At 65.9% G+C, this 12,051-nt stretch carries 12 protein-coding genes and 1 tRNA gene; all 13 read right to left on the bottom strand.

The genetic code is table 11. The features are described from left to right. Positions 1-2: 2 nt before the first annotated feature. The 13 genes from nuoH to folP all read right to left on the bottom strand — a co-directional run bounded on the left by nuoH (position 3) and on the right by folP (position 12,024). Positions 3-1,067, bottom strand: a complete 1,065-nt coding sequence (nuoH, locus tag TVD_RS03620; protein ID WP_018650399.1) for an NADH-quinone oxidoreductase subunit NuoH — start codon at positions 1,065-1,067, stop codon at positions 3-5. 12 nt (positions 1,068-1,079) lie between these two features. Beyond that, the gene (gene nuoG, locus TVD_RS03615; protein ID WP_047250827.1) at positions 1,080-3,479 is read right to left on the bottom strand and encodes an NADH-quinone oxidoreductase subunit NuoG; all 2,400 of its coding nucleotides are present in this window, start codon (positions 3,477-3,479) and stop codon (positions 1,080-1,082) included. Positions 3,480-3,512: 33 nt separating this feature from the next. Further along, on the bottom strand, positions 3,513-4,793 hold the full coding sequence (nuoF, locus tag TVD_RS03610; RefSeq protein ID WP_018176461.1) for an NADH-quinone oxidoreductase subunit NuoF: 1,281 nt from the start codon (positions 4,791-4,793) through the stop codon (positions 3,513-3,515). Between the two features lies 1 nt (position 4,794). After that, positions 4,795-5,325, bottom strand: a complete 531-nt coding sequence (locus TVD_RS03605) for an NADH-quinone oxidoreductase subunit NuoE family protein (RefSeq protein ID WP_018167902.1) — start codon at positions 5,323-5,325, stop codon at positions 4,795-4,797. Beyond that, complete coding sequence (locus TVD_RS03600; protein WP_018146234.1) at positions 5,325-6,578, bottom strand: NADH-quinone oxidoreductase subunit D; 1,254 nt, start codon at positions 6,576-6,578, stop codon at positions 5,325-5,327. Before TVD_RS03600 ends, TVD_RS03605 begins: the two co-directional genes overlap by 1 nt. After that, positions 6,571-7,290, bottom strand: a complete 720-nt coding sequence (locus TVD_RS03595; RefSeq protein WP_018146235.1) for an NADH-quinone oxidoreductase subunit C — start codon at positions 7,288-7,290, stop codon at positions 6,571-6,573. The genes TVD_RS03600 and TVD_RS03595 overlap by 8 nt, the downstream gene beginning before the upstream one ends. Before the next feature lie 17 nt (positions 7,291-7,307). Beyond that, entirely contained in the window at positions 7,308-7,784 is a 477-nt protein-coding gene (locus TVD_RS03590; RefSeq protein WP_012982122.1) for a NuoB/complex I 20 kDa subunit family protein, read from the bottom strand. After that, positions 7,775-8,131 (bottom strand): NADH-quinone oxidoreductase subunit A, encoded by a 357-nt coding sequence (locus TVD_RS03585; RefSeq protein ID WP_018146236.1) that lies wholly within the window; start codon positions 8,129-8,131, stop codon positions 7,775-7,777. Before TVD_RS03585 ends, TVD_RS03590 begins: the two co-directional genes overlap by 10 nt. Before the next feature lie 265 nt (positions 8,132-8,396). After that, positions 8,397-8,481, bottom strand: a tRNA-Leu gene (locus tag TVD_RS03580). A gap of 22 nt (positions 8,482-8,503) precedes the next feature. Continuing rightward, positions 8,504-8,887, bottom strand: coding sequence for a preprotein translocase subunit SecG (secG, locus tag TVD_RS03575; RefSeq protein WP_018146237.1), 384 nt, complete (start codon positions 8,885-8,887; stop codon positions 8,504-8,506). After that, complete coding sequence (gene tpiA / locus TVD_RS03570) at positions 8,884-9,651, bottom strand: triose-phosphate isomerase (RefSeq protein WP_047250826.1); 768 nt, start codon at positions 9,649-9,651, stop codon at positions 8,884-8,886. The genes secG and tpiA overlap by 4 nt, the downstream gene beginning before the upstream one ends. Positions 9,652-9,796: 145 nt before the next feature. Further along, entirely contained in the window at positions 9,797-11,137 is a 1,341-nt protein-coding gene (gene glmM / locus TVD_RS03565; RefSeq protein ID WP_018167905.1) for a phosphoglucosamine mutase, read from the bottom strand. Beyond that, on the bottom strand, positions 11,137-12,024 hold the full coding sequence (folP, locus tag TVD_RS03560; RefSeq protein ID WP_018176463.1) for a dihydropteroate synthase: 888 nt from the start codon (positions 12,022-12,024) through the stop codon (positions 11,137-11,139). The genes glmM and folP overlap by 1 nt, the downstream gene beginning before the upstream one ends. Positions 12,025-12,051 lie beyond the last annotated feature (27 nt).

Below are 12,051 nucleotides of genomic sequence, written 5' to 3'. Positions count from 1 at the left end.
CCTCAGGCGAACCACGGGCCGACGTTGAACGCGACCAGCACGCCCTCGACAAACAGCCAGACGATGGTCACCGGGATCAGGACCTTCCAGCCCAGGCGCATGATCTGGTCATAGCGATAGCGCGGGAAGGTGGCGCGGAACCACAGGAAGGCGAACAGGAACACCGCCGTCTTGAACAGGAACCAGTGAATCCCGTGATCCAGCAGCGCCCCGATCACCGGCCAGTCGAACACGGCGGCCGGCAGGATGCCCTGGAACGGCGACAGCCAGCCCCCCAGGAACAGGATCGCGGTCAGCGCCGAGATCAGGATCATGTTGGCGTATTCGGCCAGGAAGAACACCGCGAACGCCATGCCGGAGTATTCCACATGGAACCCGGCCACGATCTCGGACTCGCCCTCCGCGACGTCGAAGGGCGCACGGTTGGTCTCCGCGATCCCGGAGATGAAGTACACGAAGAACATCGGCAGCAACGGCAGCAGGAACCAGTGGTACACGCTCCCGGACTGCGCCTCGATAATCCCGCCCACGTTCAGGGTGCCGGCAGCCATCAGCACGCCCACCAGGGCGAAGCCCATCGCGATCTCGTATGAGACCAGTTGCGCGGCGGAGCGCAGCGAGCCCAGCAGCGCGTACTTCGAGTTCGAGGCCCAGCCCGCGATGATGATGCCGTACACACCGAGGGAGGTCAGCGCCAGCAGATACAGCAGTCCGGCGTTCACGTCCGCCAGGGCCCCGCCGTCGAAAAACGGAACCACCGCCCAGGCCGCCAAAGCCGGCGCAATCGTAAGCACCGGGGCGCTGAGGAACAGGAAGCGATTGGCGTTGGTCGGGAGGATGACCTCCTTGGTCAACAGCTTCAGGGCGTCCGCGATCGGCTGCAGCCAGCCGCGCGGGCCCACCCGGTTCGGGCCGATGCGCACGTGGGCGTAACCGATGACCTTGCGTTCGGCGAAGGTCGTGTAGGCCACGGCCAGCATCAGCGGAATCACGATCAGCTGAATGCCGATCAGGATCTGCATGACCGTCGGAAGGCTGTAGAAGAGGTTCATCATCCAGTCGAACATGTCTTAAGTCCCTCAGGCCCGCGCCAGCGTGACCGTGGTGTTCGGCAGGCCGAGGGCCCCCATGGCCGCGGAACCCGCAAAGGTCACGGCCAGACCCGGCGGCACCGAATCGTCCAGCAACAGGGTCAATTCCGTTTCGGCCTTGCCCTGACGCAGTCGCACGCGGCTGCCATGGGCGTGCTCGCCGGCGGACTCGGGATGCACCAGCACGCTCTCGGCCAGCAGCCCTTCGGGGCTGGTCTGCAGCGGCTCGGCACGGCGCACCAGCGGATCGCCGCTGTAGAGTGCGGCCGCCTGCACACGGTACAGACCGTCGCCCGCGCCGGCCTCGGGCACCTCCACCTGCACCTTGTTGAGGTTGACACCGGTATCGAAGCTGGCTTCCGCCAGCTGGCCCTTCAGCTCGTCCCGCACTGCGGGCGAATCCAGGTAATCGAAGCCGCTCTGGTCGAGCAGATTGCCCAGCACGCGCCAGACCTTCCAGCCCGGCCGGGCGTCATCCGGGGCGCGCGAGGCGGCGCGGAAACTCTGCCAGCGGCCCTCGGCGTTCACGAAGGTCCCGGATTGCTCAAAGCTTGTGGCGATCGGCAGCAGCACATCCGCCACAGCCTCCAGTTCAGGCGTGGCGAAGCTGTTCAGGGCGACCACCAGACCGGCACGCTCCAGGGCTGCCTGGAAGGCCGCCGGATCGACCCCATCGCGGCCCGGCTCCAGCCCGGCGATCACGAATGCATCGCGTCCCTGTTCGAGCATCTCGGCGGCATTCGTACCGGCGACATCCAGCTCCGCCCCGCCCGGGCCACGATGCGGCAGGACGCCAGCCAGCCAGGCACCCGCGGCATTCGCGCCCTGCGGCAGGTAGCCCAGGCTGGCACCGGTATGTTTGGCGATCCAGCCTGCCAGGGCCCGCAACGTGGCAAAAGCTGGCCCATTGATTGCGGCGGCGCCCAGCAGCACATGGCCCCGCTTCCCGTCCAGCAGCGCACGGGCTGCGCGTTCGAAGGCTTCCCGCGTCTCGCCGTCGTCTGTCGCGGCCGCCTTGACGATCTTTTCCAGCTTTTTCGGCAGCGACTTGCCGGCCGCGGCGAGCTGCCCGGCGATCCCGGCGAGCGCCAGGACCTGGTCGTGCTCGTCGCCCACCAGCTGGGCCTGAACCGGATAGGTCAGGTCCAGCAGCATGTCGTTGATCAGACTGACCTGCGCCCCGCGCGAAGCCGCCTTGCGCAGACGGTGCGCGATCAGCGGCTGCTCGCGGCGCGGGTTGCTGCCGACCAGCAGCACGGCATCGGCGTTTTCGAGATCGCCGATGGCTGCACCCAAATAGGGAAACAGCGGGGCCGCCGCCTCATCACGGAAATCGCGCTGATTCACGCGGTGATCGATGTCGGTGACACCCATGCCCCGCAGCACTTTTTGCGCCAGGTAGTGTTCCTCCAGCGAGAGTGCAGGCGAGAGCAACGCGCCCACGCGCGCCGGGGCCACTTCCTTCAGGCCCTCGACGGCGTAGCTCAATGCGGTCTCCCAGGAGACCTCCTGCCACTGGCCGTCGACCTTGATCCGTGGGCGGGTCAGTCGATCCTCCGCATACAGACCGGTGTAGCTGAAGCGATCGCGGTCGGAGATCCAGGTCTCGTTGACCGCGTCGTTCTCGCGCGGGACGACCCGCATCGCACGGCCGTCGTCGGTATGCAGGAACAGATTGGAGCCGACCGCATCATGCGGGGCAATCGTCGCCGCCTGCGCGTATTCCCAGGCACGCGCGCTGTAGCGCGACGGCTTGGCGGTCAGCGCCCCCACCGGGCACAGGTCGATCACGTTGCCGGAGAGCTCGTGGGCCACGGTCTTCTCGACGTAGGTGCCGATGCGCATGTGCTCGCCGCGTCCGGTCGCGCCCAGCTCGCGCACCCCGGCGATCTCCTCGCCGAAGCGCACACAACGGGTGCAGTGGATGCAGCGGGTCATCTCGGTCTCGATCAGCGGACCGATGTCCTTGTCCTTCACCACGCGCTTGGCTTCGGTATAGGTGGACACGCTCTCGCCGTAGCCCATGGCCACGTCCTGCAGCTCGCACTCGCCGCCCTGGTCACAGATCGGGCAGTCCAGCGGATGGTTGATCAGCAGGAACTCCATGGTCCCCTTCTGCGCGCGTAGCGCCAGCGGGGACTGGGTGTACACCTTCATGCCGTCCATCACCGGCGTGGCGCAGGCCGGCAGCGGCTTGGGTGCCTTTTCCACCTCGACCAGACACATACGGCAGTTGGCCGCCACCGACAGCTTCTTGTGGTAGCAGAACCGCGGAATGCGGATATCGGCATCATCGGCGACATCGATGAGCATGGCGCCCTTGGGCGCCTCCACCGTACGGCCGTCAATCTCGATGCTGACCAGATCTTGTTTCTGATCCTGACTCATGCTCGATTCCTGATGCGATGGCGCGGTAGAGCGTCAGGCGGCGTCTGCCACCGGGCTCCGGCCGTGCTGGATGTAGTATTCGAATTCGTGGCGGAAATGCTTGACGAAGCTGCGCACCGGCATGGCGGCGGCGTCGCCCAGGGCGCAGATGGTATGGCCCTCGATCTTGCTGGCCACGTCGTCCAGCCGTTCCAGGTCCTCGGGTCGGCCCTGGCCCTCGACGATGCGAGTAAGCATGCGGTAGAGCCAGCCGGTCCCCTCGCGGCAGGGCGTGCACTGGCCACAGGACTCGGAGAAATAGAAGCGAGAGATCCGCTGCAGGGACTTCACCATGTCGGCGGTCTCGTCCATCACGATCACCGCCCCGGAGCCCAGCATGGAGCCGGCATGCGCGATGGAATCGAAGTCCATGTTGGCCTTCAGCATCACGTCGCCCGGTACCACCGGCACCGATGATCCGCCCGGGATCACCGCCTTCAGCTTGCGCCCGTTCAGCACACCGCCGGCCATTTCCAGCAGATCCTTGAACGGAGTGCCCAGTGGGATCTCGAAGTTGCCCGGCTTGTTCACGTGCCCGGACACCGAGAACAGCTTCTCGCCCCCGGACTTGGGCACACCCAGATCCGCGAACCACTGGCCGCCGTTGCGGATGATCGACGGGATCGAGGCGAGCGACTCGGTGTTATTGATCGTGGTCGGCTTGCCGTACAGGCCGTAGTTGGCCGGAAACGGGGGCTTGAAGCGCGGCTGGCCCTTCTTGCCTTCCAGCGATTCCAGCAGCGCCGTCTCTTCGCCACAGATATAGGCACCGGCCCCCAGCGACGGATGCAGATCGAAGTCCACCCCCGAGCCGAAGATGTCCTTGCCGAGGTAGCCAGCTTCGTAGGCCTCCTGCAGCGCGGCCGTAAAACGGGTGTTCACTTCGTCCATAAACTCGCCGCGCATGTAGTTGTAGCCCACCGTCGCGCCGATCGCGTACCCAGCGATCGCCATCCCCTCGATCAGCGCATGCGGGTTGTACATCAGGATCTCGCGATCCTTGCAGGTACCCGGCTCGGATTCGTCCGAGTTGCAGACGATGTACTTCTGCCCCGGGCTGTTGCGCGGCATGAACGACCACTTGAGACCGGTCGGGAAACCCGCACCTCCGCGGCCGCGGAGGTTGGAGGTCTTGACCTCCTCGATCACGTCCTCGGGGGCCATCTTGCCCTTGTAGACCTTCTCCAGCGCCTGATAGCCGCCGACGCTCTTGTAGGTCTCGAGCGCGGCGGCGTTGTCCAGGTAACGCGTCGCAAAGCAGATCTGGTTGGCCATGCTACTTCTCCAGACCGTCGAGGATCTCGTCGACCCGCTCGGGGGTGAGATTCTCGTAGTACTTGTGGTCCACCTGCATCATCGGGGCGCCGCAACAGGCTGCAAGGCACTCCTCTTCCAGCTTCAGGTAGAACTTGCCGTCCGGTGTACTCTCGCCGCGCTTGATGCCCAGACGCTTCTCGAGGTGCTCGATGATCGGCTCGGCGCCGCGCAGCATGCAGGAGATGTTGTCGCACACCATGATGGTGTGCTTGCCCACCGGTTCCAGTTCGTACATGGAGTAGAACGAACCCACCTCGTACACCGCGATCGCCGGCAACCCGAGATAGTCGGCCACGGCGTCCATCTTCGCGGTGGAGAGATAGCCATCCTCGTGCTGCACCGCACGCAGAGCGCCCAGAACGGCCGAGCGCTTCTGATCCTCGGGATAGCGCGCCAGCCAGGCGTCGATCTCTTCGCGCTCATGCGCGCTCAGCTCGACCTTCTTCGCGGCGTGCTTGTGGAAGGCGACAGTTTTCTGTTCGGCAGCCATCAGCGGTCGATCTCCCCGAATACGATGTCCTGGGTCCCGATGATGGCGACCACGTCGGCCAGCATGTGGCCGCGCGCCATCTCGTCCAGCGCGGACAGGTGCACAAAGCCCGGCGGACGGACCTTCAGACGATACGGTTTGTTGGAACCATCCGAGACCAGGTAGACCCCGAACTCGCCCTTCGGATGCTCGATCGCCGCGTAGGCCTCGCCTTCCGGCAGGCACATGCCCTCGGTGAACAGCTTGAAGTGGTGGATCAGGGCCTCCATATCGGCCTTCATCTCCTCGCGCTTTGGCGGGGTGATCTTGTGATCCTCGAGGAGCACCGGGCCCGGATTCTGGCGCAGCCAGTCCACACACTGACGAATGATGCGGTTCGACTGGCGCATCTCCTCGATGCGCACCAGGTAGCGGTCGTAACAATCGCCGTTGGTGCCCACCGGGATGTCGAAGTCGAGACGGTCGTAGACCTCGTAGGGCTGCTTCTTGCGCAGGTCCCACTCGATTCCCGAGCCGCGCAGCATCGGGCCGGTGAAGCCCAGCTGCTTCGCACGATCCGGGTCGACCACGCCGATCCCGACGGTGCGCTGCTTCCAGATCCGGTTATCGGTCAGCAGGGTCTCGTACTCGTCCACGCAGCCGGGGAAGCGCTCGGTAAACGCCTCGATGAAGTCCAGCAACGAGCCCTGACGGATCTTGTTCAGGTCATCCACCACCTCCTGCGACTTCCAGGAGGACGGTTGATACTTCGGCATCGTGCCGGGCAGGTCCCGCGCGACACCGCCGGGGCGGTAATAGGTCGCGTGCATGCGCGCACCCGAGACCGCCTCGTAGCAGTCCATCAGGTCCTCGCGCTCACGGAAGGCATACAGGAACACCGCCATGGCGCCGATATCCAGCGCATGCGCCCCCAGCCACATCAGGTGGTTCAGGATGCGGGTGATCTCGTCGAACATCACCCGGATGTACTGCGCGCGCAGCGGGGCCTCGATGCCCAGCAGCTTTTCCATCGCGAGCACATAGCCGTGCTCGTTGGCCATCATGGACACGTAGTCCAGACGGTCCATGTAGCCGATCGACTGGTTGTACGGCTTGCTCTCCGCGAGCTTCTCGGTGCCGCGGTGCAGCAGGCCGATGTGCGGGTCGGCCCGCTGCACCACCTCGCCATCCATCTCCAGCACCAGGCGCAATACGCCGTGGGCGGAGGGATGCTGCGGCCCGAAGTTGAGGGTGAAGTTGCGAATCTCAGGCATTCTCGGCTCCTTCGCCCGGCTTCTCACCCTCGCTGTAGCGATGGTCGGCGCGGATCACCTTGGGCACCAGCACGCGCGGCTCGATGGTCACCGGCTGGTACACCACACGGGCCTGCTCGGCGTCATAACGCATCTCGACATGCCCGATCAGCGGGAAGTCCTTGCGGAACGGATGCCCCACAAAGCCGTAGTCCGTGAGGATGCGGCGCAGGTCCGGATGCCCGGAGAACAGGATGCCGAACAGATCGAAGGCCTCGCGCTCGAACCAGTTGGCCGAGGCCCAGACGTCCACGAGGGATTCGACCTCGGGGAACTCCTCGTCACTGAGCCAGGCGCGCATCCGCACGCGGCGGTTATGTTCGAGCGACAGCAGGTGAGCCACCACGGTGAACCGCGGGCCGTCCCAGTTGGAATCTTCCGGCGCATCATCGAAGGTGAAACGCCCGGAGGTCGCCGCTTCGACACCGCGGGAAAAGCCCGTATTGGTGGCGGAGTCGGTGCCCCATTCGTCCTGCCCGTATTCGAGGTAGTCCACCCCGCACAGGTCGATCAGGATCTCGAAGCCCAGGGCGTCGCGCAGCTTCTCGCCCGCCTCGCGCCAGGAGCCCGGTGCGATATCGACGGTAATCTCGCCGTTCGCCTCGTGCAGGCTTTCCAGGGCATCGCCCAGTTCCGCCCGCAGGGCGTCGGTCCAGTTGTCTTGTTCAGCCATCTGCTACCCCGGGTGCGTCAGCGCGCGATCGTGTTCGTGCGCCGGATCTTGTTCTGCAGCTGGATAATGCCGTAGAGCAGCGCCTCCGCCGTCGGCGGGCACCCCGGCACGTAGACATCCACCGGCACGATGCGGTCGCAACCGCGCACCACCGCGTAGGAGTAGTGGTAGTACCCGCCCCCGTTGGCGCAGGACCCCATGGAGATCACCCAGCGCGGCTCGGGCATCTGGTCGTAGACCTTGCGCAGAGCCGGCGCCATCTTGTTGACCAGGGTGCCGGCCACAATCATCACGTCCGACTGGCGCGGGCTCGGCCGAAAGATGATCCCGAAGCGGTCGAGGTCGTAGCGCGCGGCACCGGCATGCATCATCTCCACCGCGCAGCACGCGAGACCGAAGGTCATCGGCCAGAGCGACCCGGTGCGGGCCCAGTTGATGAGCTTGTCCGCCGAGGTGGTGACGAAGCCCTTCTCAAGAACGCCTTCTATTCCCATTCCAGCGCCCCCTTCTTCCACTCGTAGATGAAACCGACGACCAGAATGACAAGAAACAGGGCCATCGCAAGAAGCCCGAACAGGCCAATGGTGTCTAGCGACACGGCCCACGGGAAGAGAAACGCGATCTCGAGATCAAAGATGATGAACAGGATCGCAACCAGGTAGAAGCGGACATCGAACTTCAGCCGCGAATCCTCGAAGGCCTCGAAGCCGCACTCGTAGGGCGAATTCTTCGCCGCGTCCGGCTTGTGCGGACCCACGGCCATACCGACCACCAGCGGCACGACGCCGATCACGATGCCTACTGCGATGAACAGCAGGATGGGTAAATAACCTTCCAGCATTTCTCTCTCCCGTACGCCGCCTCAGGCGGGCAGGTTCGCGAGGCGTCGCGTGGATCGAGCGCGCCGGCGAGCCGTTCAGCGTTGCTGGTTGAAAGCGCGGGTACGACTCGGTCCCGCACAGACGCGGCAGAGCCGTACACCGGGCACGGAGTCTAGGTGATGCCCAAAAACGGTGTCAAGTATTCGTAATTTTATAAGATGCTGTTTTCATTGTTAATTACCCCGGGCGCCGACAGATATTCAGCGGCCCGGGGCAACGAGTATTTGGTGCAGATGGTGGGACTCGAACCCACACGGCTTGCGCCACTACCCCCTCAAGATAGCGTGTCTACCAATTCCACCACATCTGCCAATTCGTACAGGTACCGGATCTCAATCGGGCACATCGGCCGGCCGGCCGGATTGCGGGCCGCTGCCACCCGGGGGCTCTTGCCCCGGGAGCACTTCGGCCGGGAGGTCCGGCGGACCATCGCCCTCTTCTTCCATCGCCTCCATCTGGTCCAGCAGGCTCTCGGCCTCCGGACTGGATGCCGCCAGATACGCAAGCGTCAGGCTGTTGAGGAAAAAGACCACCGCCAGCACGGCCGTCGAGCGGCTCAGGAAGTTGGCCGACCCGGCCGCACCGAACACCGTCGCCGAAGCGCCGCTGCCGAAGGCCGCGCCGGCATCGGCGCCCTTGCCGTGTTGCATCAGGATCAGCGCGATCAGGCCAAGCGATACCGCGACCTGGACCACCAGGAGCAGGCCGTAAATCATGCCGCGACCTGCTCGCCCGCGGCGCGGGCAATGGCGGAAAATGCGTCGGCATCCAGCGAGGCACCGCCGATCAAACCGCCGTCGATGTCCTCGAGCGCCAGGAGGCCGGCCGCATTATCGGCCTTCATGCTGCCACCGTAGAGGATCCGAAGATCGGCTGCGACCTGCGGGTCGCGACCCGCAACACGGTTGCGGATGAATGCATGCACTTCCTGGGCCTGTTCCGGCGTGGCGGTCAAACCGGTGCCAATCGCCCAAACCGGCTCGTAGGCGATCACGGCGCGTTCGAACGCCTCGACTCCGGCCGCATCCAGGACCGCATCGAGTTGCTCGGCGACCACAGTCTCGGTGCGCCCGCCTTCGCGGTCGGCCTTCTGCTCGCCCACACACAGGATCGGCGTCAGCCCGGCGGCCTGGGCCGCAACGAACTTGGCTGCCACCCAGGCATTGTCCTCGTTCTGCCGCTCGCGGCGCTCGGAATGCCCGACGATCACATAGCGACAGCCCACCTCGGCCAGCATGGAGCCGGCCAGTTCGCCGGTGTAGGCACCCTTTTCCTGGTCGGAACAATCCTGCGCGCCGACGGCGATGGGGCCACCGGACAGGTCGTTCGCGATTTCGGCGAGGTAGACCGCGGGCGGGCAGACCGCCACGTCCACGCCCCGGATGTCGCCCAGGCTGCCCTTCAGGGCGGACAGGAGCGCGCGGTTCGCGTCCCGCGAACCGTTCATCTTCCAGTTTCCGGCGACCAGCGGCGTGCGCATGCGGATCTTCCTCCTGCGATCGGCCGAACCCCGCAGATACACGGGGTCCGATCATGATGATTAGAGCGGCGGGATGTTACCGGCGCACCGGTAGCAAATCAACCAAGCCGTCGCGGGGCGCGCAGGCGAGGCTTGGTTGCGGCAATCAGATCGCCGCCCGGATGCTGTCCGCGATGCGCTCGGCGGCCGAGCGGGTCTCGTCGACATCTTCGCCCTCAACCATCACCCGCACCAGGGGCTCGGTACCGGAGGGACGCAGCAGGACCCGGCCACGCTGGCCGAGCTGATCTTCCACCGCGGCGACCTCGGCGCGCACTGGCTCGGCCTCCAGGCAGCCGGCCGCCGCACCGCTGACGGGCACGTTGATCAGGCACTGCGGCAGCTTGGGAATGGCCGCTGCGAGCGCCGAGAGCGGCTGGCCGGTACGGTGCATCAGGTGTGCAACCTGCAACGCCGCCACCGTACCGTCGCCGGTCGTGGTGTGCTCCAGACAGACAATATGACCCGACCCCTCGCCGCCCAGGGTCCAGTCGCGACGGCGGAGCTCCTCCAGCACATAGCGATCCCCAACCTTCGCACGCACGAACGGGATGCCGGCGCCCCCCAGGGCCTGCTCCAGCCCCAGGTTGGTCATCAGGGTCCCGACCACACCGCCGTCGAAGCCCCCGGCCTGTTGCCGCGCCAGCGCCAGGATACCGAGGATCTGGTCCCCATCGACCACGGTGCCGTCGGCATCGGCCAGGATCACCCGGTCGCCGTCGCCGTCCAGCGCGATGCCGAGATCCGCCCCGGTCGCCCGCACCTGTTCGGCGACGTTCTCCGGGTGCAGGGCGCCGACCCCGTCGTTGATGTTGTAGCCGTCCGGACTGGCGCCGAGGATCTCGACCTGTGCCCCCAGCTCCTCGAACACGTGCGGGGAGACGTTGTAGGTCGCACCGTGGGCACAATCGATGACGATCTTCATCCCGCGCAGCTCGGAACGTGCCGGGATCGCGCTCTTGCAGAACTCGACGTAGCGTCCAGCGGCATCCTGGATGCGCACGGCCTTGCCCAGACGCGCACTGTTGATGGGCTGTGCCGGCTGATCGAGACGCGCCTCGATGGCCGCCTCGGTCGCATCCGGCAGCTTGTCGCCCTCGGGGGTGAAGAACTTGAACCCGTTGTCGTGGAATGGGTTGTGCGAGGCACTGATCACGACGCCCGCAGTGGCACGGAAGGTATGCGTCAAGTAGGCGATGGCCGGGGTCGGCATCGGTCCCAGCAACGCGACGTCCAGCCCGGCGGCGGACAACCCGGCCTCCAGTGCTGACTCGAACATGTAGCCGGACACGCGCGTGTCCTTGCCCACCAGGACCGGCCCCTGGCGGTGGCCGTTCTCGCCCAGCACCTCGCCCACGGCATACCCGAGGCGCAGCGCAAACTCCGGCGTCATCGGCCAGTCGCCGGTGCGCCCACGGATGCCGTCGGTTCCGAAATACTTGCCCATCAGTTCCCTCGATTGTCCTGTCCGTCGCCACCATCCGGTCGCAACGCTGAGTATAGCGCCAGGGCATCACGGGTCGCCGAGACATCGTGCACACGCAGGACACGCGCACCGGCCTGTGCCGCCAACAGGGCCGCCACGGCACTGCCGGGATCCCGCTCAGCGACCGGACGGTCATCCAGCAGCTGACCGATCATCGACTTGCGCGAGACGCCCACCAGCAGCGGCAAGCCGGAGGCCGCCAGGCGCGGCAGGCCGCGAAACAGCGCGACGTTGTGCTCCAGGGTCTTGCCGAAGCCGAAGCCCGGATCCAGCAGGATCTGGCCGCGCGGCACGCCGCCACGCAACAACTCCGCCACCCGCTGCTCGAGGAAGGCGCGCACCTCGTCCACCACATCGTCGTAATGCGGCGCCCGCTGCATCGACTGCGGATCGCCCTGCATGTGCATCGCGCAAAGCGCTACGCCACGCTCGCGGGCCGCCCCCATCGCGACCGCCAGCGCCCCTTCGGCGCGAAAGCCGTTCACGTCATTCAGCATCCCGGCACCGACGGCAACCGCCTCGCGCATCATCTCCGGCTTCATGGTGTCCACGGACAGCGGAACATCCAGTTCCGCGCGCAGGGCTTCGATGACCGGAAGCACCCGCTGACGCTCATCCTCCAGCGCCACTGGCGCCGCACCGGGGCGAGTGGATTCGCCGCCCACGTCAAGGATCTCCGCCCCCTCCGCGACCATGGCGCGGGCCCGCGTCAGCGCATCTTCCACCCGCGCGTACTGGCCACCGTCGGAGAACGAGTCCGGGGTGACGTTCAGAATCCCCATGATGCGCGGCTGCCCAAGGTCCAGGGCGTGCCCCCCGCATTGCAGTACCGGTGCGTCAGTCGGCACGATCGGCGTTCTCCTGTGAGTACCCAA

Origin of the sequence: Thioalkalivibrio versutus (genome assembly GCF_001020955.1) — a bacterium.
Classification (GTDB): domain Bacteria; phylum Pseudomonadota; class Gammaproteobacteria; order Ectothiorhodospirales; family Ectothiorhodospiraceae; genus Thioalkalivibrio; species Thioalkalivibrio versutus.
Note: the sequence above shows the minus strand (reverse complement) of the source record. Positions and strands in the feature narration are given on the sequence as shown.